The organism is Mesorhizobium sp. RIZ17, assembly GCF_051127865.1.
In the GTDB taxonomy this organism is placed as follows: Bacteria; Pseudomonadota; Alphaproteobacteria; order Rhizobiales; family Rhizobiaceae; genus Mesorhizobium; species Mesorhizobium humile.
The window spans coordinates 179,408-204,258 of the sequence record NZ_CP147861.1 but is presented as its reverse complement, the minus strand read 5'-3'; the positions used below and the strand labels follow the sequence as shown (position 1 = coordinate 204,258).

Annotated in this window: 26 protein-coding genes and 1 tRNA gene; 17 read left to right on the top strand and 10 right to left on the bottom strand. The window is 62.6% G+C overall.

Annotated elements, in window-relative coordinates:
- Positions 1-64 precede the first annotated feature (64 nt).
- The 5 genes from dnaG (at position 65) to WDX12_RS01020 (ending at position 6,299) form a co-directional block, all read left to right on the top strand.
- Positions 65-2,011 carry a DNA primase gene (gene dnaG, locus WDX12_RS01040; RefSeq protein WP_434723640.1) on the top strand — a complete coding sequence of 649 codons (1,947 nt, stop codon included), beginning with the start codon at positions 65-67 and terminating at the stop codon, positions 2,009-2,011.
- Positions 2,012-2,440: 429 nt separating this feature from the next.
- Complete coding sequence (gene rpoD, locus WDX12_RS01035) at positions 2,441-4,468, top strand: RNA polymerase sigma factor RpoD (RefSeq protein ID WP_320293492.1); 2,028 nt, start codon at positions 2,441-2,443, stop codon at positions 4,466-4,468.
- A gap of 198 nt (positions 4,469-4,666) precedes the next feature.
- The gene (locus tag WDX12_RS01030) at positions 4,667-4,960 is read left to right on the top strand and encodes a GYD domain-containing protein (RefSeq protein ID WP_320293493.1); all 294 of its coding nucleotides are present in this window, start codon (positions 4,667-4,669) and stop codon (positions 4,958-4,960) included.
- A gap of 163 nt (positions 4,961-5,123) precedes the next feature.
- Positions 5,124-5,504, top strand: coding sequence for a thiol-disulfide oxidoreductase DCC family protein (locus tag WDX12_RS01025; RefSeq protein WP_434725754.1), 381 nt, complete (start codon positions 5,124-5,126; stop codon positions 5,502-5,504).
- Positions 5,505-5,642: 138 nt separating this feature from the next.
- On the top strand, positions 5,643-6,299 hold the full coding sequence (locus tag WDX12_RS01020; protein ID WP_320293494.1) for a PadR family transcriptional regulator: 657 nt from the start codon (positions 5,643-5,645) through the stop codon (positions 6,297-6,299).
- Between the two features lie 176 nt (positions 6,300-6,475).
- Here the strand turns inward: WDX12_RS01020 and WDX12_RS01015 are convergent, their stop codons facing one another.
- Together WDX12_RS01015 and WDX12_RS01010 are read right to left on the bottom strand one after the other, a co-directional pair.
- On the bottom strand, positions 6,476-6,736 hold the full coding sequence (locus tag WDX12_RS01015) for a YiaA/YiaB family inner membrane protein (protein WP_040996673.1): 261 nt from the start codon (positions 6,734-6,736) through the stop codon (positions 6,476-6,478).
- 53 nt (positions 6,737-6,789) lie between these two features.
- On the bottom strand, positions 6,790-7,467 hold the full coding sequence (locus WDX12_RS01010; RefSeq protein WP_434723639.1) for a PspA/IM30 family protein: 678 nt from the start codon (positions 7,465-7,467) through the stop codon (positions 6,790-6,792).
- A gap of 169 nt (positions 7,468-7,636) precedes the next feature.
- On the opposite strand from WDX12_RS01010, the gene WDX12_RS01005 reads away from it, so the two are divergent.
- Both WDX12_RS01005 and WDX12_RS01000 read left to right on the top strand, forming a co-directional pair.
- Positions 7,637-8,278, top strand: coding sequence for a TetR/AcrR family transcriptional regulator (locus WDX12_RS01005; RefSeq protein WP_434723638.1), 642 nt, complete (start codon positions 7,637-7,639; stop codon positions 8,276-8,278).
- A gap of 51 nt (positions 8,279-8,329) precedes the next feature.
- Entirely contained in the window at positions 8,330-8,623 is a 294-nt protein-coding gene (locus WDX12_RS01000) for an HlyU family transcriptional regulator (RefSeq protein ID WP_434723637.1), read from the top strand.
- 33 nt (positions 8,624-8,656) lie between these two features.
- On the opposite strand, the gene WDX12_RS00995 is transcribed toward WDX12_RS01000, so the two are convergent.
- From WDX12_RS00995 to WDX12_RS00985, 3 genes are all read right to left on the bottom strand, one after another.
- Positions 8,657-9,589, bottom strand: coding sequence for a 3-keto-5-aminohexanoate cleavage protein (locus tag WDX12_RS00995; protein WP_320293498.1), 933 nt, complete (start codon positions 9,587-9,589; stop codon positions 8,657-8,659).
- 45 nt (positions 9,590-9,634) lie between these two features.
- The gene (locus WDX12_RS00990) at positions 9,635-9,913 is read right to left on the bottom strand and encodes a hypothetical protein (protein ID WP_434723636.1); all 279 of its coding nucleotides are present in this window, start codon (positions 9,911-9,913) and stop codon (positions 9,635-9,637) included.
- Between the two features lie 156 nt (positions 9,914-10,069).
- Positions 10,070-10,699 carry an FMN-dependent NADH-azoreductase gene (locus WDX12_RS00985; protein ID WP_434723635.1) on the bottom strand — a complete coding sequence of 210 codons (630 nt, stop codon included), beginning with the start codon at positions 10,697-10,699 and terminating at the stop codon, positions 10,070-10,072.
- Between the two features lie 115 nt (positions 10,700-10,814).
- Here WDX12_RS00985 and WDX12_RS00980 point away from each other — a divergent pair, with 115 nt between their 5' ends.
- Positions 10,815-11,762, top strand: a complete 948-nt coding sequence (locus WDX12_RS00980) for a LysR family transcriptional regulator (protein WP_434723634.1) — start codon at positions 10,815-10,817, stop codon at positions 11,760-11,762.
- Here the strand turns inward: WDX12_RS00980 and WDX12_RS00975 are convergent.
- Entirely contained in the window at positions 11,704-12,330 is a 627-nt protein-coding gene (locus WDX12_RS00975) for a TetR/AcrR family transcriptional regulator (RefSeq protein WP_434723633.1), read from the bottom strand. The genes WDX12_RS00980 and WDX12_RS00975 overlap by 59 nt on opposite strands.
- 66 nt (positions 12,331-12,396) lie before the next feature.
- Here WDX12_RS00975 and WDX12_RS00970 point away from each other — a divergent pair, with 66 nt between their 5' ends.
- Positions 12,397-12,822, top strand: a complete 426-nt coding sequence (locus WDX12_RS00970; protein WP_434723632.1) for a VOC family protein — start codon at positions 12,397-12,399, stop codon at positions 12,820-12,822.
- A 15-nt stretch (positions 12,823-12,837) separates the two neighbouring features.
- Here WDX12_RS00970 and WDX12_RS00965 read toward each other — a convergent pair whose 3' ends face one another.
- Positions 12,838-13,785, bottom strand: a complete 948-nt coding sequence (locus WDX12_RS00965; protein ID WP_434723631.1) for a S1C family serine protease — start codon at positions 13,783-13,785, stop codon at positions 12,838-12,840.
- Between the two features lie 169 nt (positions 13,786-13,954).
- Between WDX12_RS00965 and WDX12_RS00960 the strand changes: the two genes are divergently transcribed.
- The 3 genes from WDX12_RS00960 (at position 13,955) to WDX12_RS00950 (ending at position 16,456) form a co-directional block, all read left to right on the top strand.
- Complete coding sequence (locus WDX12_RS00960) at positions 13,955-14,830, top strand: S1C family serine protease (RefSeq protein ID WP_434723630.1); 876 nt, start codon at positions 13,955-13,957, stop codon at positions 14,828-14,830.
- Positions 14,831-14,838: 8 nt separating this feature from the next.
- Positions 14,839-15,486: a response regulator transcription factor gene (locus WDX12_RS00955; protein WP_434723629.1), complete on the top strand. Its 648-nt coding sequence runs from the start codon at positions 14,839-14,841 to the stop codon at positions 15,484-15,486.
- A 103-nt stretch (positions 15,487-15,589) separates the two neighbouring features.
- Positions 15,590-16,456 carry an SDR family oxidoreductase gene (locus WDX12_RS00950; RefSeq protein ID WP_434723628.1) on the top strand — a complete coding sequence of 289 codons (867 nt, stop codon included), beginning with the start codon at positions 15,590-15,592 and terminating at the stop codon, positions 16,454-16,456.
- Positions 16,457-16,467: 11 nt separating this feature from the next.
- Here WDX12_RS00950 and WDX12_RS00945 read toward each other — a convergent pair whose 3' ends face one another.
- Together WDX12_RS00945 and WDX12_RS00940 are read right to left on the bottom strand one after the other, a co-directional pair.
- Complete coding sequence (locus WDX12_RS00945; protein ID WP_320293508.1) at positions 16,468-16,986, bottom strand: TIGR00645 family protein; 519 nt, start codon at positions 16,984-16,986, stop codon at positions 16,468-16,470.
- Positions 16,987-17,391: 405 nt separating this feature from the next.
- Positions 17,392-19,785, bottom strand: coding sequence for an OmpA family protein (locus tag WDX12_RS00940; RefSeq protein WP_434723627.1), 2,394 nt, complete (start codon positions 19,783-19,785; stop codon positions 17,392-17,394).
- Positions 19,786-19,980: 195 nt separating this feature from the next.
- On the opposite strand from WDX12_RS00940, the gene WDX12_RS00935 reads away from it, so the two are divergent.
- Positions 19,981-20,427 (top strand): YcgN family cysteine cluster protein, encoded by a 447-nt coding sequence (locus WDX12_RS00935; protein ID WP_434723626.1) that lies wholly within the window; start codon positions 19,981-19,983, stop codon positions 20,425-20,427.
- Between the two features lie 660 nt (positions 20,428-21,087).
- Positions 21,088-21,447, top strand: a complete 360-nt coding sequence (locus WDX12_RS00930; RefSeq protein WP_434723625.1) for a hypothetical protein — start codon at positions 21,088-21,090, stop codon at positions 21,445-21,447.
- 209 nt (positions 21,448-21,656) lie between these two features.
- Here WDX12_RS00930 and WDX12_RS00925 read toward each other — a convergent pair whose 3' ends face one another.
- Complete coding sequence (locus tag WDX12_RS00925; RefSeq protein WP_320293512.1) at positions 21,657-22,367, bottom strand: SIMPL domain-containing protein; 711 nt, start codon at positions 22,365-22,367, stop codon at positions 21,657-21,659.
- Positions 22,368-22,591: 224 nt separating this feature from the next.
- Between WDX12_RS00925 and WDX12_RS00920 the strand changes: the two genes are divergently transcribed.
- The 3 genes from WDX12_RS00920 (at position 22,592) to WDX12_RS00910 (ending at position 24,283) form a co-directional block, all read left to right on the top strand.
- Positions 22,592-22,667, top strand: a tRNA-Ile gene (locus WDX12_RS00920).
- 543 nt (positions 22,668-23,210) lie between these two features.
- Complete coding sequence (locus WDX12_RS00915) at positions 23,211-23,795, top strand: DUF5343 domain-containing protein (protein WP_434723624.1); 585 nt, start codon at positions 23,211-23,213, stop codon at positions 23,793-23,795.
- A complete protein-coding gene (locus tag WDX12_RS00910; RefSeq protein ID WP_434723623.1) occupies positions 23,792-24,283 on the top strand; it encodes a hypothetical protein in 492 nt (163 codons plus the stop codon). Before WDX12_RS00915 ends, WDX12_RS00910 begins: the two co-directional genes overlap by 4 nt.
- The last annotated feature ends 568 nt before the right edge of the window (positions 24,284-24,851 follow it).

Below are 24,851 nucleotides of genomic sequence, written 5' to 3'. Positions count from 1 at the left end.
TGAGTGAGACAGAGTCGCCGTGCCCGGGCGGCTTGATTATATGGAGGGCAAACGAGCTTTCCCGATGCGCTTTCCGCCCGCCTTCCTCGACGAGATACGCGACCGCGTGCCGATTTCGCAGGTCATCGGCACGCGCGTCGCATGGGACAGGAAGAAGACCAACGCGTCGCGCGGCGACTACTGGGCCTGCTGTCCGTTCCACGGCGAGAAAAGCCCGTCCTTCCATTGCGAGGACAAGAAGGGCCGCTATCACTGCTTCGGCTGCTCGGTTTCGGGCGACCATTTCAAATTTCTCACCGAGCTCGACGGCATGAGTTTTCCCGAGGCGGTCGAGAAGATCGCCGAGATGGCCGGCGTGCCGATGCCGGTGCGGGACGAACGGGAGGAACGGCGCGAGAAGGAACGCGCCAGCCTGACCGACGTCATGGAAATGGCGACCGCCTTCTTCCAGGACAGGCTGCAGAGCGCCGACGGTGCCAAAGCCCGCGCGTATCTGCGCGACCGCGGACTGACGCCGGCGACGCAGCAATCCTTCCGGCTGGGCTATGCGCCCGACAGTCGCAACGCGCTCAAGGAACATCTCGCCGCCAAGGGCGTGCCGAAGGCCGACATCGAGGCCTGCGGCCTGGTGCGGCATGGCGACGACATTCCGGTCTCCTATGACTGGTTCCGCGACCGCATCATGTTCCCGATCCCGGATTCGCGCGGCAAGATCATCGCCTTCGGCGGGCGGGCCTTGGCGCCCGATGCGCTCGCCAAATACATGAACTCGCCGGAGACGGAGCTCTTCCACAAGGGCAATGTGCTCTACAATTTCGCGCGCGCCCGCAAAGCCTTGGCAAAAGGCGGCACGGTGATCGCGGTCGAAGGCTATATGGACGTGATCGCGCTGGCCCAGGCCGGCTTCGAGAACGCCGTGGCGCCGCTCGGCACGGCGCTCACCGAAAACCAGCTCGAGCTTCTGTGGCGCATGGCGCCGGAGCCGGTGCTTTGCTTCGACGGCGACAAGGCCGGGCTGAAAGCGGCGTGGCGGGCGGCCGATCTGGCCCTGCCTTCGGTGCAGGTCGGGCGCTCGGCTCGTTTTGCGCTGCTGCCGGAAGGCAAGGACCCCGACGATCTGGTCAAGGCCGAGGGGTCGGACGCTTTTCGAACTGTGTTGGCGGAGGCGCGGCCGCTTGTCGACCTTCTGTGGATGCGGGAGACCGCCGGTGGCGTCTTCGAAACGCCGGAGCGGCGCGCCGAGCTGGGAAAGAGGCTGGGTGAACTCGCCAGCCGTATCCGCGACGAGAGTGTGCGCTACGAATATCAACAGGTGATGCGCGAGCGGGTGCGGAGCTTCTTCGGCTCCCAACGCGAGGCCAGACAGGGTCGTAAGGATGGCGGCCGGCCGGGAGAGCGCGGCCAGGGCAAGGCCACGGCGCCCGGCGGACAGTTCGCCAAGGGCGGAGGCGGCCGCATCGCGATCACAGAAAGCCTTGGACAGTCGGCGCTGGTCAAGCGCGGCGGCGAGGGCATGTCGGTGCGCGAGGCGACGATCATCGTGGCTCTGGTCAACCATCCGGCGCTGATCGACGAGAATTTCGCGCATGTCGAATTCCTTGACCTGGCCAATTCGGATTTGCGAAAACTCCACGCGGCCATTCTCGACGCCATGGCGCATGACGCGGCTGATGAGCGCGGCGCGGTCATCGCGACCATCGAGCGCGCCGGCTGCGGCGGCATCTGGGAGCGGGCGGTGGAGCTGATCAAGCGCGCGCGGCAGTGGCCGGCGCTGGAGACCGCAGCGCTCGACGATGCCCGCGACGCCTTCAACCAGGCGCTGCACTTGCAGCGCAGCGCCCGCACATTACATAGAGAGCTGAAACAGGCGCAAGCAGCGCTCGATGCAGACCCTTCGGATGAAAACTTCCGGCATCTCATCGAGATTCAAGCGCAATTCAACGATGTGCAGGCAACGGAAGCGCTGATCGAAGGGTTCGGCGTTTCATCGGGCAGGGTTGGCCGCGTTTAGGGCCGGACACCAGCCATTGGAAGTGAAGTGGAAATGCGCAGCGCGTCGAATCGACGCTTCTAAGTCGGGTAATTGATTCGCTTTTTTCATGCGAATCATGCCAGAGGCGCTTGACCTTCTGGCAGATTGGCGGAATCAGGACGATTCGAAACGTTAACCGTGCCCCGGCATCGGCGGGAAATTCGAGCGATGTGAGGTGCCGGTGACGGCTGGACAGGCAAAACGCCTGCTCCAGATATCAGGGTTAATCTGGACTTAATGCATGTCGCCCAAAAGTGGAAACCGGTTTGGGGCAAACGAGATGCACAAAACAAAAGAGATGACGCGGTTGCCGGGCCGGTAAAAAGCGTTCCGGTGCGAGCGCATCAGGCCTAACCGGTCCGACAGTTTACGCGGCCTCGATATTCGGCCGCTTGGAGACGACAAAGAATGGCGACAAAGGAAAAGGAAGAGGTCGAGACCGAACGCGAAGGCGCCACCGATGGCCCTCTGCTCGACCTTTCCGACGATGCTGTCAAGAAGATGATCAAGGCCGCGAAGAAGCGCGGCTATGTCACGCTCGACGAGCTAAACGCGGTGCTCCCCTCTGAAGAGACGGATCCGGACCGGATCGAAGACATCAATGCGATGCTCAGTGACATGGGCATCAACGTCGTCGAGGACGACGAGCAGGGTGAAGAGACCGAAGCCGAGCCGGCCGCCGACGCAGAGGAAGACGCCAACGAACTCGCCGAGCAGACCGGCACCGCCGTCGCCGCGACGCCCGCCAAGAAAGAGCCGACCGACCGTACCGACGATCCGGTGCGCATGTATCTGCGCGAGATGGGCTCGGTCGAGCTTCTGTCGCGCGAGGGCGAAATCGCGATCGCCAAGCGCATCGAGGCCGGCCGCGAAACGATGATCGCGGGCCTGTGCGAAAGCCCGCTGACCTTCCAGGCCATCATCATCTGGCGCGACGAGCTCAACGAATCGAAGATCCTGCTGCGCGAGATCATCGACCTCGAGGCGACCTATGCCGGCCCCGAAGCCAAGCAGGCGCCTGTCGTCGAACGCATCGAGGAAGCGCCCAAGCCCGAAGAGAAGCCGCGCGGCCGCGCGGCGGCGCGCGAGGAAGAAGACGACATCACCAATGTCGGCGGCGACACGCGCGGGCTTGAGGAAGAGGAAGACGACGAGGACGAGGCGAGCCTGTCGCTGGCCGCGATGGAAGCGGAACTGCGCCCTCAGGTAATGGAGACGCTCGACGTCATCGCCGACACCTACAAGAAGCTCAGGAAGCTGCAGGACCAGCAGGTCGAGAACCGTCTGGCCGCCGCCGGCACGCTCTCGCCCAGCCAGGACCGCCGCCTGAAGGAGCTGAAGGATCAGCTGATCAAGGCGGTGAAGTCGCTGTCGCTCAATGCCGCGCGCATCGAGGCGCTGGTCGAGCAGCTCTACGACATCAACAAGCGCCTGGTGCAGAACGAGGGCAAGCTCTTGCGTCTCGCCGAAAGCTATGGCGTGCGCCGCGAGGAATTCCTCAAGGAGTATCAGGGCTCCGAGCTCGATCCGAACTGGACCCGCTCGATCGCCAACCTGACCTCGCGCGGCTGGAAGGAGTTCACCAAGAACGAGAAGGATGCGATCAAGGAGCTGCGCGCCGAGATCCAGAACCTCGCCACCGAAACGGCGATCTCGATCCTGGAATTCCGCAAGATCGTCAACCAGGTGCAGAAGGGCGAGCGCGAAGCCGCGATCGCCAAGAAGGAAATGGTCGAGGCGAACCTTCGCCTGGTCATCTCCATCGCCAAGAAATACACCAACCGCGGCCTGCAGTTCCTGGATCTCATCCAGGAAGGCAACATCGGCCTGATGAAGGCGGTCGACAAGTTCGAGTACCGCCGCGGCTACAAGTTCTCGACCTACGCCACCTGGTGGATCCGGCAGGCCATCACCCGCTCGATCGCCGACCAGGCGCGCACAATCCGCATTCCGGTGCACATGATCGAGACGATCAACAAGATCGTGCGCACCTCGCGCCAGATGCTGCACGAGATCGGTCGCGAGCCGACGCCGGAGGAGCTGGCCGAGAAGCTCGCCATGCCGCTGGAAAAGGTGCGCAAGGTGCTGAAGATCGCCAAGGAGCCGATCTCGCTCGAAACGCCGGTCGGCGACGAGGAGGATTCGCATCTGGGCGACTTCATCGAGGACAAGATGGCGATCCTGCCGATCGACGCGGCGATCCAGGCCAATCTGCGCGAGACGACGACGCGCGTGTTGGCCTCACTCACGCCGCGCGAGGAGCGCGTTCTGCGCATGCGCTTCGGCATCGGCATGAACACCGACCACACGCTGGAAGAAGTCGGCCAGCAGTTCTCGGTCACCCGCGAGCGTATCCGCCAGATCGAGGCCAAGGCGCTGCGCAAGCTCAAGCATCCGAGCCGGTCGCGCAAGCTGAGAAGCTTCCTCGACAGCTGAGCGGAAACGCATCCATACGAAAATCGAAAGGGCGCCACGGCGCCCTTTTTGTATTTCCGGCCTGCCGCCTTGCCGGGTTCGCTGGACAGGAGGATAATTCGGGGTCGGATGCATTTATGGGCGACAAGCCGGATGCCCGCCCGACGCCAGCCGTCAATGGCCAGGCGCCCGCACCGTGGCCCCGGAGGGAGGTGTGCCATGACAACCTACATCGTGCTTATCAACTGGACCGAACTGGGCGCCAAGAATGTGCGGGAGTCGCCCAAACGGCTCGATGCCGCCAAGAAGCTGCTGGGGGAAATGGGAGGCTCGTTCAAATCGTTCTACCTGACCATGGGCGAATTCGACATGGTCGCCATCGTCGAAGCCCCGGACGATGCGGTGCTCGCCCGCTTCGCGCTGCTGTTGTCGTCGGGCGGCAACGTCAAGACGCGGACGATGAAGGCATTCCCGGAATTCGCCTATCGCGAGATCATCAGCTCGCTTGGGTAAGGCGACTTAAAGCAGGTCGCGTGAAAAAGGATTCACGCAACCTGCTTTAAGTCTTTGATCTTAAGCATGTCTTTGTCCCGAAACCGGGACCACTTTCGGGAGACATGCTTTAGGGATCGGCGTGGCTGTTGCGAAGCCGCGCCGCATTCCCGATAGTCGCGCCATGCCGAAGCCTTTGCTCACCGTCTGGTACAACACACGCTGTCCGGTGTGCGATGCCGGCATCAACCACCAGAGGCGGCGGCTGGTCGAAGCGGTCAAGGCCGGCCGCGTGGAATTCCGCGACATCAATTTCGAACCTGAGGCGCTCTCCGCCTTTGGCGCCTCGCTCGAGGATATTCGCCGGCGGCTGCACGCGACCGATGCCGGCGGACGGTTGCTGGTCGGCGCCGACGTGGCGATCGCGGTCTGGCGGATCACGCCGGGCGAGGCATGGCTGGCGAGCTTGTTCGGCAACCCCGTCGCGCTGCCGCTCACGCGCTTTGCCTATAACCGTTTCGCGGACCTTCTCTACGCCTGGAATCGGCGCAAGGGCCGTTGGTAGGCGGCTCCGCCTCTCGCATCACCGCGACATGCGACGGGTCTTGGTGCAGCCTGCGATACATCGTAAGATATATCTTGACTCCGCGAACGGTGCGCCTTACTTACGATGTATCGTAAGATATAACTCAGGGAGCAATCCATGCACAGACACAACCACTTCGGCGAGCGCATGTTCATGCATATGGCCGGCAAATTCGGTGGCCGCGGTGGCGGCGGCTTCGGCCCCTTCGGCCATGGCGGCAGGGGCGGCGGACGCGGCGGCCCGGGCGACATGTTCCGCGCCGGGCGCATGCTGGCCGACGGCGATCTCAAGCTGATCACGCTGTCGCTGCTGGCCGATGCGCCGCGCCACGGCTACGACATCATCAAGGCCTTGGAAGAGCGCACCAGCGGCATCTATAGCCCGAGCCCGGGCGTGGTCTATCCGACCCTGACCTTCCTGGAGGAGGCGGGCTACGCGGTATCGTCCAGCGAAGGCAACAAGAAGGTGTTTTCGATCACCGAGGCCGGCAAGGCGCATCTCGAGGAGAACCGCGAGATGATCGACAGCGTGCTCGAGCATCTCGAGCGTTTCGGCCGCAAGATGGCCGCGGCGCGCGAGTGGTTCGGCTGGGGCGATGACAAGGACGAGGGGCGCCGCGGCCGTTCGGAAACGCGCGACCGGTTCCGGGCGCTGCGCCATCGGCTGCGCGCCGCGCTTGGCGACATCGCCGACGCGCCGGAAGACAAGCAGGCCGAGGCAATCAGCATCCTCGAAGACGCCGCCGAGGCGATCGAGGCGCTGTCGCGCCGCTAGAGCGTTTCACCGTTTCACGGAAACGGCGAACCGCTCTATCCCTTTTTTTTTACGCAATTCCGGACGGAAAACCGCTCACACCTTTCCTGGAATTGCTCTAAGGCATTTGATTTGGAAAGCCAAGAAGCCCGGAGTGATCCGGGCCTCTTGCGTTCAGTCAGAGATCGGGCAGGGGATTATTCCTTGCCGACATATTCGCTGATCAGCTTCTCGTTGCGCGCCTTCTCGATCTTGGCGGTGGTCTCGGCCGCGATCCGCTCGTCGGTGCGGTACTTGACCAGGTTCACCAGGCTGCCGGTGAGCAAGAGCACGCCCATCGCCCAGTAGCCCTTGGTCGAGAGGTCGACCGGGGCCAGCCACAGCGACAGGCCGAGCATGAAATAGGCGGCGCCCACCGACACGGTGTTGAACAGGATGTAGGTCTGATTGCCGTTCATCGTAGCGTTCCTTCGGTTTGATCTGATTTGATCTGTCTGGGGAAATTGCGGGTTCAGTTCAGCGATTTCAGGCGTGCCAGGACGTGCTCGGCGCGCACCTTGGTGGCCGGTCCGTGGCCCGCTTCGGCGAGGCGCTCGCGGATCGCCTCATGGCGCAGCTCGCCGTCGATCTCATCGAGGATGCCGGCCTCCTCGAACGGGTCGGAGCTGTCCTTGATGCGGGCGAGCAGTTCCTCCGCCTCGTTGATGCTGGCGGTGCGGCCGATCGAGCGGTTGAGGCGCGACTGCGCCTTGCGTTCGGCATCGATCGCCCTGGCGGAAATCATGCCCTGGTTGAGATCGATGATGCGGCGATGCGCCTGCTCCACGGACAGACGCATCCGCAAGGTCTTCTCGCCGAGGCTCTTGACGGTGGCGCGGCGGACCTCGCGCTCGTTCTCGAGCTCGGCGATCGCCGAAGCGCCGCCTTCGGCAAGCGCCTGGTTGTTGGCCGAAAGCGCGCTGAGCGTGCGGGTCTCCAGGTCGGCGATGCGGCGGTCGAGCTGGTCGAGGCTGGTCTGCTCGGAGCGCTGGCGCACGATCAGCGAGGCGAGCGTCTGCTTGGCGGCGGCGAGGCCCGCCTCTGCGTCGCGGATGTGCTGGGCCAGGAGGTCGATGGCGAAGCGGTCTTTCAGATTGTCCTCGGCCCGTGCGCTGGCGCCGTCCAGCAATGTCTTGATCAGGCTAAGCATGGTCTTCTCCCTGTTGTTGTGAACAATGTTCACGAAGTCAACATAACATGAAATGAACATTGTTCAAGAATTATTTTGAACGCTGTTCATGAGGTGCCGGACATGGTAAACGCGGGAATGAATCCGGGACCGGGGCTTGCCGGCTCCGGACATAAGGACAGGAAAGAGCATGGCGCTGGACAAGGAAGAGATGAGCGAGAAGGTGCTCGCCATTGCCGAGGCGCTGCTCAACGAGGGCGGCGCCGAAAACCTGAAAGCGCGCACCATCGCCGAGCAGGCCGGTATCTCGGTCGGATCCGTCTACAACCTGTTCGCCGATCTCGACGAGGTGCATCGCGCCGTCAACATGCGGCTGCTCGACCGGCTCGGCGCGACAGGCATCGCCGCGATGGCCGATCTCGAAAGGCAAGGGGTGACCGATGTCCGGCACCGCATCCTGGCGATGGCCGCCTCCTATGTGCGTTTCGTCGAGGCGCATCCCGGCAGTTGGCCGGCGGTGCTTGCCTTCAACCGCCGCCGCGCGACGCAACCCGGCCCGGATGCCTATGACGCGCTGCTGGACGCACTCTTCGACATCGTCGCCGGCGTGCTCAAGGCAGGCGATTTCGACCTCGACGACGACCGCCGCGCGCTTGCTGCCCGAACCTTGTGGTCAAGCGTGCATGGCATCGTGACCAGCGGCTATGTGGCGAATTCGAACAGCAGGCAGGCCGAGGAGATCTGGCATCAGATCGAGCTCCTGGTTGGCGTTTTCGTCAAGGGGCTGGAACACGGCGGCGCATTCGCGCATGCTGAGACAAAGTCCGAATGAACAGGGGCGCCGTGAATCCTCGGGCGCCCGCGTGAATGGGAGTTTTGAAAAATGTCTTTTCTGAAAAAGCTTTTTGGCGGCGGCAGTAGCGAGGCGACGGAGACCGGTTCCACCAAGCCGGCCAAGCAGGTCGAACACAAGGGATTCCTGATCAGCGCGACGCCCTACAAGGCCGAAGGCCAGTACCAGACCTGCGGCGTCGTCTCGAAGGAAGTGGACGGCGTGATGAAAGAGCACCGCTTCATCCGCGCCGACCGCTTCGCCGGACTGGACGACGCCGTCGACATATCGATCAAGAAGGGCATCCAACTGGTCGACGAGCAGGGCGAGCGGATGTTCGGCTAGCCATCACGGCGGCTCGTTGCCCTTTCATCTCGCTCAGAACGCGACCTTGTCGCCGCCCTTGAGCTGCAGGATTTGGCGCGCCTCGTCGGGCGTGGCGATCGAGGCGCCGAGGCCTTCGATGATCTGGCGCACCTTGGTCACCTGCTCGGCGCTGGAGCGGGCGAGCTTGCCCTTGCCGATCCACAGCGAGTCCTCGAGGCCGACCCGCACATTGCCGCCCAGCGCGATAGCCTGCGTGGCGATCGGCAATTGATGGCGGCCGGCGCCCAGCACCGACCAGTGGTAGTCGTTGCCGAACAGGCGGTCGGCCGTGCGCTTCATATGCGCGACGTCTTCCGGATGCGTGCCGATGCCGCCGAGGATGCCGAACACGCTCTGGACGAAGAACGGCGCCTTGACCAGGCCCTGGTCGACAAAATGCGCCAGCGTGTAGAGATGGCCGATGTCGTAGCACTCGATCTCGAAGCGCGTACCGTTGTCGGCGCAGGTGCGCAAAATGTGCTCGATGTCGCCAAAGGTGTTGCGGAAGATGCGGTCGCGCGAGGATTCGAGATAGGGCCGCTCCCAATCATGCTCAAAGGTCTTGAAGCGCTCCAGCATCGGGAACAGCGCGAAATTCATCGACCCCATGTTGAGCGACGCGACTTCCGGAGCGAACACCTTCGCCGGCCTGACGCGTTCCTCCACGCTCATCGTCGCGGCGCCCCCGGTGGTGATGTTGACGACGCAATTGGAGCGCTGCTTGATGACCTGCAGGAAAGGCGCGAAGGCCTCGGTCGACTGGTCGGGGCGTCCGTCGACCGGATTACGGGCATGGAGGTGGACGATCGCCGCACCCGCCTCGGCCGCCTCGATGGCCGCGGTCGCGATCTCCTCGGCCGTCACCGGCAGATGCGGCGACATTGACGGGGTGTGGATCGAACCCGTTACCGCGCAGGTGATGATGATCTTGTTCTGGTTCGCCATTTGATGCCCTGACTCGCTGTGACCGCGTCTTGTTTGACGGCCCGCCTATTTGACCGCGCCTTGCGTGATGCCGGAGATGAACTGCTTCGACAGCACGATGTAGAGCAGCGTAATCGGCAGCGCCGCCAGTGTCAGCCCGGTGAACAGCACCCCCAGTCGGTGGTGAATTCGCCGACGAACACGGTCAGCCCTTGCGGCAGTGTCTTCAAATTGTCGGACGTGATCAGGACCAGCGGGGAGAAAAAGTCGTTCCAGCTTTTTTATTGCGCCGACGCCGATCGCCGTCAGCACGCTGGAAGATGTCGGAACCGCGCTCGGCGCCATGAAGCTGGCGCTGGATGACAGCCTGGGACTAATCCTGCGCGAGGACCGCCATCCGCCCGTGGTGCTCCCCACTTAGGAAGGGCAATAGAAAGACCAGACGCAAAAAGAGGCAGGCGCTGGCGGGCGCCTGCCTATCTCATTTTCCGGCGTTGGCGGTCAGGCCGCGACGGCGGCGGTGGCGGCCGCGATCGCGTCGACCTTGGCGGTGGCCTTGGCAAGGGCTGCGGTGACGGCGTCAGCGCCCATGCCGACGCCCTCGACGCGGATGACTTCTACGTCGGTCATGCCGAGGAAGCCGAGCACGCTGCGCAGGTAGGGGACCGCATGGTCCATCTGCACTGCGGCGCCTTCCGAATAGATGCCGCCGGAAGCGAGCACGATATAGACCTTCTTGCCGTTGACGAGGCCCTTCGGACCGCCTTCGCCATAAGCAAAGCTCTTGCCCGAGCGGGCGACGTGGTCGACCCACGACTTCAACGTCGATGAGATGTTGAAGTTGATGAAGCCGGTGGCGAGGATCACGGTGTCGGCGGCGAAAACCTCGTCGAGCACGGCGTCGGAAACGCCGACGACCTCGGCCTGGCGCGCGGTGCGGGCCTCGGCGGGCGTATAGATGCCGGTGGCGTAATCAGGATCGATATGCGGCAGCGGATTGGCGACCAGATCGCGCACGACGAGCGTGTTCGACGGATCGGCGGCAACGAGCTTCTGGGCAAGATCGGTGGCGACGCGGGTCGAGTGCGAAGCGTCGCCGCGCGGGCTGGACGTAACGAGAAGAATAGACATGGCGGTGTCCCCTTGGGGTTGGATTGAACTTTCCCCGCCAATATGGGATTGCCGCTCTATCAGGATAACTGGTATAATATGTATACAATCCATCAATAAAATGGATGATATGAGCATGCAACCGAATCCGACATTGGATCAGCTCCAAATCCTGGTGGCGGTGGCCGATACCGGCAGCTTCTCGGCCGCGGGCCGCAAGCTCAACCGGGCGCAGTCGGTGGTGAGCTACGGCATCGCCAATCTCGAAGCACAGCTCGGCCTGAAACTGTTCGAACGCGAAGGTGTGCGCGAGCCGCAACTGACCGATGTCGGCAAGGCGATGCTGGAGGATGCGCGGCGCATGATCGGCGTGCTACAGCGTATCCGTTCGCGCGCCGACGGTTACCGGCAAGGGCTGGAGGCGGAGGTGGCGGTTTCGGTCGACGTGGCGCTGCCTTCACCCGCGCTGGTGCGCGTGCTCAAGGCCTTCGAAGCCCAGTTCCCGGCGGTGACGCTGCGGCTTTATATCGGCTCGCTCGGCCTGATCATCGACCAGGTCGTCAGCGGCCAGTCGGATCTTGGCTTCGGCGGCTTGCAAGGCGATGCCGACGTCAATCTGCTGCGCATCGGCTTCATCTCGCTGGTGCCGGCCGCGGCGCCGGGCCATCCCTTGGCCAAGCTGCCGAAGCCGGTGGCCGTCGAGGACCTGCGCGAGCATACCCAGCTCGTCGTCACCGACCAATCGGAGCGGACGCGTGGGCGCGACTATGGCGTGTTTGCCTATCGGACCTGGCGATTGACGGATGTGCGCACCAAGCATGCCTTGATGCGCGAAGGCCTTGGCTGGGGCGGCCTGCCGCGCTGGCTGATCGCCGACGACCTTGCCAGCGGCCGGCTGGTCGAACTCGATCTTGAGCCCTATCGCGAGGTGCGCTCGCCGCTCTATGCCATGCACCGGGCCGACCGCAGCCCTAAGCCGGCGGCATCCTGGCTGATCGACGAGTTCAAGCGGCAACTCGGCTGCTTCAACGAGATGGAGCCGGGCGTGTGGACCGAGGAGGGGCCGGAGACAAGCCGTCCATGAGCGCGATCAGCACCGCGCGGTAATCCGCGGCGGACGCGCCGGCCTCGATGGCCAAAGCCGCCCGGTCGAAGGCGGCCGCCAGCAGCGCGGTCAGCGCCTCGGCCGGCAATCTGGTCATCGCCTGCGCGCGCATTGCGGCCACCAAGCCTTCGCGCAGCGAGCGGTTGCCATGGCGGTTGTCGATCTCGTCCATGGCCGCGCGTCCGAGCACCGCCGGCCCGTCAAGCAATAGGAGACGCGTGCGGCCGGGCGCGCGCATTGCAGCCAGATAGGCATCCGATCCGGCGATCAGCGCGTCGCGCGCGGAGAGCGAGGGCGGGGAGGCTTGGTCGATCTCCGCCGCCACGGCCGCCGCCTCCTGTTCGACGACCGCCGCGAACAGCGCCTGCTTGTCGGCAAAGTGATGGTAGAGCGCGCCCCGCGTCACTCCGGCCTCGGCGACGATCTCCGGCGTGCCGGTCTCGGCATAGGATTTTTCCGTAAACAGCTTTCGCGCCGCGCGGATCAGATCGGCGCGCGTCGCCTCGGTGCGGTCGCGGTTGGACCGACGTCCGGATCCATGTTGCATACATGCAGCCTGTATGTTATTTAAACTTACATACAGACTGTATGTTGGATGAGGGGAGAAAGAAAGATGAAGACGACAAGCTATTATCCAGTGCTGATGACCGGCGATGTCGCAGGCACCGCGGATTTCTATGTCGAGCATTTCCGCTTCGCGCCGCTGTTCGAGAGCGACTGGTATGTCCATCTGCGCTCCAGCGAGGACAGGCGCGTCAATCTCGGCATCGTCCAGGGCGACCATGAGACAATCCCGGAGGAGGGGCGGGGTCGCGCATCCGGCCTGCTGATCAATTTCGAGGTGCGCGATCCCGACGCTGTCTATGAGCGGGTTGTTGCCGCAGGCTTGCCGATCCTGCGCACGATCCGCGACGAGCCCTTCGGCCAGCGCCATTTCATCACCAGGGATCCCAACGGCGTGCTGATCGACGTCATCAAGCCGATTGCGCCAAGCGAGGAATTTTTAGCGCAGTACGCGGAAGGTGCGGCCGGCAACTGAGCCGCGCGAGGGCTCTCAGTTCGCCCGCGCCACCGGCATCACCGCCACCTGGCTGACGCCGGTACGCCGCACGACGGTGCACAGCGTCTCGCGACCGATACGCTCGGCATCGAGCATGCGCACGAGGTCGTCGACGCCGGTCACCGGCCGGCCGTCTATTGCCGCGATGATGTCGCCTTCCTTCAGGCCGGCCTTGGCCGCGGGACCGTTCTTCTCGACGCTGCGCAGGCGCACCGCCGTGTTCGTGGTCACCTGCGACAGGAGTGCCGCCCGGCGCGGCAGGTTGGTCGTGTCGGCGGAGACGCCGATGAAGGCGCGGCGCACGCGGCCGAAGCGGATGATTTCCGAGATGACGAAGTTGGCGGTGTTGGAGGCGACCGCAAAGGCGATGCCCTGCGCGCCATGGATCATGGCAGTGTTGACGCCGATCACCTCGCCGGCAGACGACACCAGCGGTCCGCCCGAATTGCCGGGATTAAGCGCGGCATCGGTCTGGATGACGTCGTCGATCAGCCGGCCGGTCGAAGCGCGCATCGAGCGGCCGAGCGCGGAGACGACGCCGGCGGTGACGGTCCATTCGAAGCCGAGCGGATTGCCGATCGCGATCGCGATCTGGCCGCGGCGCAGGCGCTTGGAATCGCCGAGCGGCGCGATGTCGGCGAAGCTGCCGTCGGCACGAACGAGCGCGATGTCGGTGTCGGGATCGCGGCCGAGCACCTGGCCTTCGCGCGAAGCGCCGTCCGGCATCGTCACGCGCACGGCGCGCGCATCGCCGACGACATGGAAATTGGTGACGACCAGCCCATCCTGCGCGATGACAAAGCCGGAGCCGTGACCGCCGGCGCCGATGCGCTCGATGCGGCAGACCGCCGGTCCGATGCGGTCGACGGCGTCGGCGACACTAGACGAATAGGCATCGAGCAGAGCGTCGTCGGATTGGAGTTTTTCGGCGGCGAAGGCCATCGGCGGGCTCCCGTGTGATCTGGCGAAAATGATCACTATATGTGCGGAGCGGTCGCGATTGCCGCGACCTGACCATATGGCCAGTCCGGCAGGCGACTAGCCGTCAGGCGAGTACCCCCGTCGGCGTTCCGGAGCGATATCTGGGTCACCGAACCCAGGAGACAGTCTTATGAGCGACTTCAACCTCAGTGCCTTTTCCGACGCGATCGCCGATGTCGCGGCGGCTGCTGCTCCGGCAGTGGCGAGCTTCGTCACGCACCACCACCGCACCGCGAGCGCCTTCCATTGGAGCGACGGCTTCTTCGTCACCGCCGAGGAAGCGGTTGAAGCCGGCGAGGAGATCGAATTGACGCTGGCCTCCGGTGAAGCCATGAAGGCAGAGCTTGTCGGCCGCGATCCCTCAACGGGCGTGGCCCTGCTGAAGCCGGCTTCCGCCACTGCCGGTTTGCCACAGCTGGCTCAGGCCGGCGCCGTGCGGCCCGGCCATATCGCGATCGCCGCCGGCAACAGTGATGGCGCCGCGCTTGCGGTGTTCGGCACGGTCGGCGAGGTCGGGCCGGCCTGGCGCTCGATGCGCGGCGGCACGATCGACCGGCGCATCAACCTCGCCATCAACACCGGCGGGCGCTTCGAGGGCGGGCCGGTGCTCGACCCCAAGGGCGGCCTGATCGGCATGCTTCTGTTCGGGCCGCGCCGGCGCGCGCTGGTCATGCCTTACGAGACCATCGAGCGTGCTGTCGCGACGCTGCGCGAGAAGGGCCATGTCGCGCGCGGCTATCTCGGCGCCGGGCTGCATCCGATCCGCAACGGCGACACGAAAGGCGCCATGGTGATGAGCCTCGACGATAACGGCCCGGCCAAGGCCGCCGGCCTGCATGTCGGCGACATCGTCGTCGCCTGGAACGGCGAGGCGGTACATGGCCCGCGCGAGCTGATCCGCAAGCTCGGACCGGACAGCGCCGGCACCACCGTGACGCTCGGCGTTTCGAGCGGCGGCGCTGAGCGCGACGTGTCGATCACCATCGGCGAGAAGCCGCTGAGCTGAGAGGGCCGATGGCAAGCAGCGCAGCACAAACGATCGCGAGACCAGAGCCGGCAAGCCACCGGCTGACGGTGCTCGTCGCGCTCGCCGATGCCCAGCGGGCCGAGCAGCTTGCCGATGCGCTGGCCGCGAGCGACGATCTGGCGCCCGCATTGGCCGGAAGCGGCGTCGGCCAGATGGCGGATGTCGCCATCGCCGATGAAGCTGGCCTCGAAAGCCGGGTCGTCAGTTCGGCCACGCCCATAGTCCTGCTTTCTAGGCGTGTGGGCAGCGAGCGGGCGGCGGACAATGTGCTGGCCGTGCTGCCCACCTCCGCAGATGGCCTGCTGATCGCCGCCGCGGCGCGATTGGCGGCCTCAGGCTACCGCGTCGGCAAGGCGCCGCCGTCCAAGGTCCTGCATGACGATTTCCATGATGACGAGCTTGCCGGGGAAGAGACGCCTGACGACAACCAGCCTCGTCCGGCTCTGTCGCCGCGGGAGGCCGAAGTGCTGGCGCTGCTGGCCGAAGGTGCGCCGAACAAGGTCATCGCCCGGCGGCTCAACATTTCCGTCCACACGGCAAAGTTCCACGTCGCCGCCATCCTGATCAAACTCGGCGCCGCCAACCGGACCGACGCCATCGCAATCGCCATGCGGCAAGGGCTAGTTCTGGTCTAGGCCTCTCCCGCACGACGCAGCGTAATCTCCGATTGGCTCCTTGGGTCTTGCGCCACGGCCGTACGCCGCGCAATTTGCCTGCACATTGAGGAGGAGGCGAAGGATGTCGCTCAACGGAAAGACGCTGTTCATCTCGGGCGGATCGCGCGGCATCGGGCTGGCGATCGCGCTGCGCGCGGCGCGCGACGGCGCCAATGTGACGATCGCGGCCAAGACCGTCGAGCCGCATCCGAAGCTGCCGGGCACGATCTACAGCGCGGCCGAGGAGATCGAACAGGCCGGCGGCAAGGCGCTGCCGGTGCTTTGCGACATTCGCGACGAGGCGCAGGTCGCCGAGGCGGTGGCCAAGACGGTCGAACGGTTCGGCGGCATCGACATCTGCGTCAACAATGCCAGCGCCATTCAGCTCACCGGCACGCTGGAGACCGACATGAAGCGCTACGACCTGATGCACCAGATCAACACGCGCGGCACCTTCCTGGTCTCCAAAATGTGCATTCCGCACCTTAAGTTGGCAAAGAATCCTCACATCCTGAATCTGGCGCCGCCGCTCGACATGAAGGCCAAGTGGTTCAAGAACCACGTCGCCTACACGATGGCCAAGTTCGGCATGTCGATGTGCACGCTTGGCATGAGCGCCGAGTTTGCCAAGGACGGCATTGCCGTCAATTCGCTATGGCCGATCTCGACCATCGACACGGCCGCCGTGCGCAATTTGCTGGGTGGCGCCACGGTCGCGGCGATGAGCCGCTCGCCCGACATCATGGCCGACGCCGCGCACACGATCTTCCTGCGCCCATCGCGCGAGGCGACCGGCAATTTCTATATCGATGAAGAGGTGCTGCGTGCCGAAGGCGTCGCGGACTTTTCGATCTATGCGCCCGGCGCCAAGGGGCAACTGGCAGGCGATTTCTTCGTACCGGACGAAGTGTTTGCGAGGACCGACACCAACATCAGGAACATCTACTGAAAGGAGCGGATCTATTCCGCCTCGGCCTTCTTGCCCTTCGCCAACGCCATCACCCGGTCGATATAGGCGAGCATAAGCGCCGAGAAGACGAAGGCCAGATGCATGACGGTCAGCCACATGAGCTGATCGCTCGTGTAGGAAGCGTGGTTGAGGAACACCTGCAAAAGGTGGATGGACGAGATCGCGACGATGGTCGAGGCGACCTTGACCTTCAGCGAGCCGACATCGATCGTTCCCAGCCAATGGACCTCGCCGTCCTGCTCGTCGAAACGGCTGACGAAATTCTCGTAGCCCGAGATGATGACCATCACCACCAGCGAGGCGACAAGTGCGGCGTCGATCAGCCCCAGCATCTTCAGGATCGTGTCGGTGTCGCCGAGCGTGAAGGCGCTCATGATGAACTCATAGAGCTTCTTGCCAAAAGACAGCGCGTAGGTCGCCAGCGCCACGCCGAGCCCGAGATAGAAGACCACCAGCAGCCAGCGCGAGGCCAGGATGACGGATTCGATGGCGAGTTCGAGACGCTTCATAAAGGGTTCCGGTCAAATTGCGATAGAGCGGTTCACCGTTTCACGGAAACGGCGAACCGCTCTATCTCTTTTGTTTTGACGCAATTCCGAACGGAAAACCGCTTCGCACTTTTCCTGGAATTGCTCTGGGCCGTATTTCGGTCAGGTAGCCCCCGTTTTCAAGACAAAAAACCCCGCCGGGGAGGGGCCCGGCGGGGCTCAGTGTGTCCCGCTGGAGTCGGGACAGGGCAGGGAACGCCCTGAAGAAAATTTGGGTGTCGTAATGCGGCAATTCAATGAGTTAGCGGGATAACCGGAACAAATCTTCTTGAGCCGGACAACAAAAGGCCCGTCCTGTGAGGGACGGGCCTTGGCTTTTCGCGCTGATTCCAAAAATCCGATCAAGCTTTTGAAATCAAACGTGCATCACTGCTCGCTGTTGCTCGCCACCGGCGCCACCAGCGAGGTGATGCGGCGGATCGCGACACGACGGTTCTCCCGGTTCGGGCCGGGTGTGTTCACCTTGAGGTATTCCTCGCCATAGCCTTGCGTGGTGAGGTTCTCGGCCGGGATGCCAAAGGCGTTGGTCAATGCCTCGGCGACTGCCTCGGCGCGGCGGTCCGAGAGGGCGAGGTTTGCCTCCGGCGTGCCGACGGCGTCGGTGTGGCCTTCGATCAGGAAGGTCTCGGCCGGGTTCTTCTTGAGCAGTTTTTCGATCGCGTTGGCGACGCCATCGAGCTTCTGCACCTCGGTGTCGGAGATGGTGGCCGAGCCGAAGTCGAAGTTCAGCGTGTCGAGGTCGATACGCCGGGCGATATCGCGCACGCGGGCCGACCGCTTCACCTCGTCGATCGAGTATAGACGCTGCACCCTCTCCACCGGCGGCTGCTCGAGGAAGGTGTAGTAGTCGTCGTCACTCTGGACGTCCTCGGAATCGAGGATGTAGTCCCGGCGGGGTATGTCGAGCCGCATCGGCGGCAGGTCGTCACCAGGATCGCGCCACTCGTCGACGTCATTGTAATAACGCTCGTCGACATAGCTCAGCACATATTCGCGGCCGTCCGGCATGATGCGCGAACGCCTGACGACATCGCCGTTTCGGTTGCGGATGGTGACGATCCTGACGCCGTTGTCGCGCTCCACGATTTCACGGGTTCGGCCGCCCGAAAGATCCTCGTAGTAGACGTCTCTGGCGCCGCGCGTAATGCGAGGTGCCTCGTTGCTTTCCACGAATGTCTGGTTGTTGAACTGGAGGATCACGCGGTCTCCGAGTTGCTTGACCACGTCAGCACCCTGCGGCCGCCGGCGCTCGCGGACAACGTCCTGCGGCGTGAGTTCGACGCGCTTGCCCTTTTCCTCGGTCACAGGAGCGATCTTTTCAGGCTGGATCGCCTGCTGCGCCGTCTTGTCGTCGGTGGGCGGCGGGCCCTGATCGACCGGGGCAGGCTGCTGCGCCTGCTCGCCACCCTGCTGCTGTCCGGCCCGATTGGCGTTCTGGCCATTGCCGGCCTGGCCATTTTCGGTTTGAGCGCCACCGGTCTGGGCACCGCCGTTCTGGCCGTTGTCGTTGCGGCCCCGGTGCTTGCGCACGGCATCTTTCTGGCTATCCAGAACCGGAGCCTCGTTCGGGTTGGCGGTTTCGCCCTGCGCGGCGTTGCCGCCGGCGGCCGGTTGGTTATTGTTGGCGGGCTGGTTGCCGGTGGCTGGCTGTTCGCCGGTGGCAGGTTGCTGCTCGCCGGTGAGGGGCTTACGGCCAGTCTTTGTTTGCTCGCCGATCTTTGGTTGCTCGCCAATTGCAGGCTGCTCGCCGGTTGCGGGCTGTTCACCATTTGCCGGCTGTTCGGCAGTCGGCTTCTTGCCGCGCTTCTTCTTGTCCAGGGTCTGTTCGCCCTGAGCCGGCTGCTCGCCATTCTGCAACGGTTGCGCCTGCTGCACGGGTTCGCCTGCCGGCGCGGTCTTCTGGGTCTGCTCGGTCGGTGTCTGTCCTGCCGGAGCGGTCTCGTTCTGCTGGTTCTGCTTGTGCTTCTTCTTGAACTGGTTGCCGCCCTGCTGGTTATCATTGGCAGGGGCGGTCTGTTCGGTCGGCGCAGCCTGCTCGCCGGCCTGCCCGGCCGGTTCGCTCTGCTGTTGATCGTGCTTGCGCTTCTTGCGGCCCTGGTTGCCTTGCTGCTGGTCGCCCTGTTGCTGGTCGTTCGCGGCGGGCGCGATCTGCTGCGCGGGCTGTTCAGCCGGCGCCGATTCGATCTGCTGCTGGTTGCGCTTCTTCTTGCGCGGCTGCTGCTCGTCGGTCGCAGGCTGGCCGCCCTGATCGGCGGGGGCCGCCTCGATCTGCTGCTGCTGATCGCGCTTCTTGCGCGGCTTGATCGGCTGCTCGTCGGTCGCGGGCTGGCCGCCCTGGTCGGCGGGCGCCGCCTCGGTCTGCTGCTGCTGGTCGTGCTTCTTACGCGGCTTGAGTTGCTGCTCGGCGGGCGCGGCTTCCCCGGACTGACCATTATCCATCTGTTGCTGGTCTTGCCGTTTCTTGCGCGGTTTCTGCTCGGTCTCGGCAGGCGCGGCCTGTTCGGCTGCCGGCGCCGATTCGCTTTGCTGCTGCTGGTCGCGCTTCTTTTTGCGCGGCTGTTCCCCCTGCTGGCCGCTGCCGGCTTGGGCGCATTCCTCGGCCGACTGGCCTTCGGCGCAGGCGGCCTGCGCGAGAATGAGTGGCGCGCCATACAGGCTGCCCGAAGCGACACCCCCCTGCAGCGGGTACGCGCCCAACGGCGCGGATGCCATCAGCAGGCCGATTGCCGTGCCCGCCAGAATCCGTGGTTGGCGTTTCATATCAATTTTCTCCTAGTGGGGTCCCATCCCTGCCCAAACTTTCATCAACCGCAATTGGTTCCGTCAGGCATTGGCGCCAGCCAAGGATGCCCGACCGGCGTTTTGAAGGCAATTTCGTGTTTTTCTAATGTTGATACGGGGTCAGCGTCACAGCAGCGCTTGACCGGAAGGCCGCGGAGGGCCAAATCCAGCAAAATGACCGCACCGTTCTGGAAAACCAAGACGCTTGAGGCGATGACCCCGGCCGAATGGGAATCGCTTTGCGACGGCTGCGGCAAATGTTGCCTGTCGAAGCTCGAGGACGAGGATACGGGCGAGATCTTCTGGACAAGCGTCGGCTGCAGGCTGTTCGACGCGCAGAACTGCCGTTGCTCCGACTATGCCAACCGCCTGGCGCGGGTGCCCGATTGCGTCGGCCTGACGCCGCAGAATGTGCGCACCATCACCTGGCTGCCAAAGACCTGCGCCTACCGGCTTATTGCCGAGGGACATGATCTCTACTGGTGGCACAGGCTTGTTTCGGGGAGCGCCGAGACTGTGCACGATGCCGGCATTTCAATCCGGGGCCGTGTGAAGGCCAAGGAGACCGATCTGGCCGACCCGGATGACTACTTTGATTATATACTGGACGACGAACCCTGACGGGTTTGCATCTGGATGACGAGCCCTGACGGGTTCACGTCTGGCGCCGAATCGTAACCGGTTCGCAACGCATATTGATGACCAAGGCTGAGCCGTCCGCGTTTAAGGACGAACCGTGGTGAGTTCGCGTTTAAGCACTACGGGCGACGAACCCTGGCGGGTTCGCGCTTAGACGGGCGACGAACCCTGGCGGGTTCGCGCTTAGACGGGCGACGAACCCTGGCGGGTTCGCGCTTAGGCGGGCGACGAACCCTGGCGGGTTCGCGCTTAGGCGGGCGACGAACCCTGGCGGGTTCGCGCTTAGGCCCTGAGGGGGGTGGCGTTTTTGGCGATGAGCGACGAACCCTGGCGGGTTCGCGCTTAGACGGGCGACGAACCCTGGCGGGTTCGCGCTTAGGCCCTGAGGGGGGTGGCGTTTTTGGCGATGAGCGACGAACCCTGGCGGGTTCGCGCTTAGACGAGCGACGAACCCTGGCGGGTTCGCGCTTAGACGAGCGACGAACCCTGGCGGGTTCGCGCTTAGACGAGCGACGAACCCTGGCGGGTTCGCGCTTATATGAACCGAGCATGAATGGCCGGTTCGCGGAAAGTTCAGACACAAAAAGGCATTTTCCAATCATTGGTTCTACGGGCGACAGCCCACAACAAGGAGAGAAGACGATGTTCAACACGATCAAGACGGCAGCCCTTTCGGCCCTTGTCGGGCTTGGCACTTTGGCCGCCATCCCGGCGCATGCGGACAGCCTCTATCTCGGTTTCGGGGACAGGCACGACCCGCGTTTCGGCATCTACACCGGCGACGACGACGGCTATCGCCGTGACTGGCGCCGTAACCGCGACCGCGACTGGCGCGGCTGCTCGCCGGAACGCGCCCTCGACAAGGCCGAGCGCATGGGTCTCGATCGCGCGCGCATCGTCGACATGAGCCGCCGTACCGTGAAGGTGGCCGGCCGCCAGTATGGCGACCGTGTCGTGGTGGTGTTCGCCAACGAGCGCGGCTGCCCGATCATCTATCGCTGAGACTGGAGCTGATCCTCAAAGAGGATTGCCGCTGGATATGATCTTCTGCGAAGATCAATCCCAAAGCATCGATGAGCTGGAAGGACGATCCTCTGCGAGGATCGCCTCTTAGCGGAGCCCCTCAAATGAGGCGCGGCTCCAAAAAGCCCCGGAGGATCGATCCTCCGGGGCTTTTTATTAACGGCATGCCTTGCGACGCCGGCCGGATGTCACTTCAGCTCGAAGGTGACCGCGACCTGGACGTTGTAGGAATTCTCGCCGGCTTGCACCGGCACGGCCGAACGGGCCGCATCGAACGACTTGGCTGCCATCGGCATCGGCACCGGCGCGACATTCTGGTCGGTGATCTCGAGCACCTTGCCCAGGCTAACGCCGGCAGCTTCAGCGAGCGTCTTTGCCTTGGCCATCGCGTCGGCGACGGCCTTCTTGCGCGCCTCGGTGATCGTCGCCTTCGGATCGTCATTGGTGAAGGTGATGCCGCCACCTTGATTGACGCCGAGCGACACCGCCTTGTCGAGGATCTCGCCCGTCTTGTCGATATTGCGCACGCGCACCGACAGCGTGTTGGTCACCTGATAGGCGACGAGCTCGGCTTCCTGGCTGCCGTCGGCCTTGTTGGTGTAATTGTAGCGCGGGTTGATCTGGATGCCGGCGGTCTGCAGGTCGCGGTCGGCGATGCCTGCGGATTTCATCGCCGCGATCACCGCCGCCATGGCGTCGTTGTTGGCATCGAGCGCTTCGCGCGCGCTCTTGGCCTCGCGCATGACGCTGAGCGAAAGAATCGCCATGTCGGGCGCCACGGTTGCTTCGCCTTCGCCGGACACGATGATGCGGGGCGGGGGCTGGGTGTCGGCGGCGCGTGCAAGCGCCGGGAACGCGACCGCGGCAGCGAGCGCGATGGGCAAAAGATGTCTGGTCATGAAAACTCCTCGAAGTCTGCAGTCCGCAGCACCCGCGCCGCATCTCACTCGACCCCGCAAAGGCGCCGATTCCCTGCGATGCGGTGCATGGGCCTGGACCTGTTCACGCGCCTTATGGGCGCAAGCCGCTCTACGCAGCGAATATGGGCTGATTTTGACGGTTCCCGCCAGAACCTTTGAAAGCCTTGTGCAGACGAGCGAAAAACACTAAGCCAGCCCGCGTGGGGCCTGTAGCTCAATGGTTAGAGCCGGCGGCTCATAACCGCTTGGTTGGGGGTTCGAGTCCCTCCGGGCCCACCAAATTAAAAAAGCATAATAAAATCAATGACTTAGCTATCAACTCAATGTCAGTTGAAAGCTAAAAAACCCAATGAAATCAATGATGAGGAATTTGTTCTGACAATGCAGCCAAGCGCGAACTACGGTATTTGATACGGTAGCGACATCAAAAATACCGTAAGATTCGAAAGTCAACGATTAATCGGCTAATGATTCCAATAAGTTATTGATTTTGTTCGCGTCGTGCGTTGCGGGTTCGAGTCCTTACAGCGGAACCACATCGGGCGCTTGGGCAGAAACTATACGGCAGGCAGATAGGTCCGCTGCAAGTCCCCTTTAAGCGAATCGACCGGTAGTGAAAGTGCCGGATCGCACTGCCTTGCGAAAGTAATAGACCGGATTATGTTATAAGTCATAGAGGGGAAATCCGATGACAGATGACGGTAAGATCGCAAGCGCAGCTAAGGAAGGCGGCGAGAGTTCGATTGGAAACAACAAAACTGGCGACGAAAAAACAGAGCGTCGTGAGATTAAGGGGGCATTCCTTACATGGTGTCCCCTGGGGTGCTGAAAAAAGCGCTGGACTCCATAATTCTTGCTGAGCGCCCGGAAAAGTTCGGTGCAAGCTATATGACGACCATCCTGAAAATGACAGGAGGTGCGGCCCGCGCAGTGCCACCGTTTCTGAAGAAGACGCAATTTATTGGTGCTGACGGAACGCCCACGATACTATATTCCAAATTTAAAACTGATGGCGGCCGTAGCCAAGCAGCTTTTGATGGATTGAAGAACGCTTTCTCGGAACTTTTCCGCCGCAATGAGTACATACATCGAGCGGATGAGAATTCGGTGAAGGACACAATTGTAGAAATTACTGGGTTAAAGAAAAGTGACCAGATTGTTAGGATGATGTATGGAAGTTTTGATGCGATTAGAAGCTTTATCACTGCCGATATATCAAAGGTTTCAGAAAGTACAAATGATGAATCTATTTTTGAATCGTTGCCTGCATCAGAAGTAACAGGCCGTCCAGGTCGTGATATTGGTATCGGTTTGTCGTATCAGATTAATATTGTGTTGCCTGAAACTGAAAATATCGCTGTTTTTAATGCGATTTTCAAGAGCTTGAGAGATAATCTTCTCCGATGAGCAGCGAGCGGGATATCGAGCTTTTCATCCTAAAGAATGCAGTTGTGACGCATAATCTGCGCTCAGTCTTTGCAAATCAGCGCATTGGCAGTGCGAGGGGAGCATTAGAAACTCAGGCCGATTCGCTGGTGGCTGACTACCTGCGCCAAGTTGATTTTGAGACCTTGGCCGATGCAGAGCGGATGAGCGAGTTCTACAAGCTTTTTTACGCGCTTGAGAATGATATGCGTGACCTTATTGAGTCCACGATGGCTGACAGCAAGGGAAGGCAATGGTGGATCGAAGCCGTGCCGCAAGTGGTCCGTGAGAACGCTCAAAAGAACTACGACCGTGAGGCGGCTGAGGGCCTGCCGCCTCGCTCGGATCGGTTGATCGACTATACGACTTTCGGGAGTTGGGGGAAATCGTCAGAGAGAATTGGGACGTGTTCTCTGGAATGTTCTCGAATGCATCGCGGAATCGCGTTCTGCGAGTTATTAACAGGCTAAACCTAGTGCGAGGGCCGATTGCTCATTGTAATTTTCTACCTGAGGAAGAGGCCATCCGACTGAAGCTGGCAATTAGAGATTGGTACAAGTTAATGGAATAGGGCGCTTTTAGGGTTCTCATAAGTCCCAATGCATCCCAACGAACTACGGCATCGAGTTACGGTATTTTTCCCATAAGTAATTGAAATCGCTAAATAAAACGTTTCCTCCGGGCCCACCAAAACGACCACCTAAGTGGCTGATTTTTATGCCATTTTTCTCAATTGGCCCCACAAGGTGGACTCGAACCCCCTATTTCTGACCAACCACTTATTGGTCGTACGTGCGCCAGTTACGAAGATGTTGAGGCAGACAACTGACCCCATTCTGATCGTTTGTTGAGGTCGCGTCCCCCAAGCAGACATTCTCAATTGCCATACTAGTGGTGATCGCGAACTCGACAGTGGGAGCATTCCACCATTGGCAGGGGTGCAGCCGCTTCAAACAATCTCCGCGTTCTCGGTAGTGAAAGATATTCTGGCGTGCTGGCGCTATGCATATTGGCAAGATCGGCCGCTTGGGGCGGGGC